This is a genomic window from Enterobacter sp. ZOR0014, from assembly GCF_000798855.1.
Lineage (GTDB): Bacteria > Pseudomonadota > Gammaproteobacteria > Enterobacterales > Enterobacteriaceae > Enterobacter > Enterobacter kobei.
Genome location: NZ_JTLF01000211.1, coordinates 1 through 597, shown reverse-complemented (window position 1 = coordinate 597; position 597 = coordinate 1). Strand labels below are relative to the sequence as shown.

Here is a 597-nt window from a genome sequence, read left to right as displayed (position 1 = left end):
GTTAACAAAATTGGCGGGTTTCTGTTAGACTTTTTGGCAGAAAACGTGTTGTTTATAAAAACATCTTTTATGAATTATTTACTTGTTAATGAAGGGCGGGGAGAGGCTATGCATGATTCATTAACCATCGCGCTGCTGCAGGCGCGGGAAGCGGCGATGTCGTACTTCCGACCCATTGTGAAGCGACATAACCTGACCGAGCAGCAGTGGCGGATTGTGCGCGTGCTGGCGGAACATCCGTCGATGGATTTTCACGATCTGGCGTTTCGCACCTGCATTTTGCGTCCCAGCCTGACCGGCATTCTGACGCGCATGGAGCGCGACGGCCTGGTGCTGCGCTTAAAGCCAGTGAACGACCAGCGCAAGCTGTACGTGTCGCTGACCAAAGAGGGCAATGCGCTGTATGAGCACGCCCAGGCGCAGGTGGAAGAGGCGTACCAGCAGATTGAGGCGGAATACACGCCGGAGAAGATGAAACAGCTGACGACGCTGCTGGAAGAGTTTATTGAACTCGGAAACAGGCATAACGCAGCGCGGGAAGAAGAGTAAAAACCACAAATTCCAGGATGATTTTCGTAAAGTTTTCCCTTTATGTTC

The 597-nt window shown here is 51.6% G+C and carries 1 protein-coding gene; it reads left to right on the top strand.

Features of this window, described 5'->3' with window-relative positions; translation table 11 throughout:
- The first annotated feature begins 108 nt into the window (after positions 1 to 108).
- Positions 109 to 549 (top strand): homoprotocatechuate degradation operon regulator HpaR, encoded by a 441-nt coding sequence (gene hpaR, locus L977_RS11255; protein WP_014882419.1) that lies wholly within the window; start codon positions 109 to 111, stop codon positions 547 to 549.
- The last annotated feature ends 48 nt before the right edge of the window (positions 550 to 597 follow it).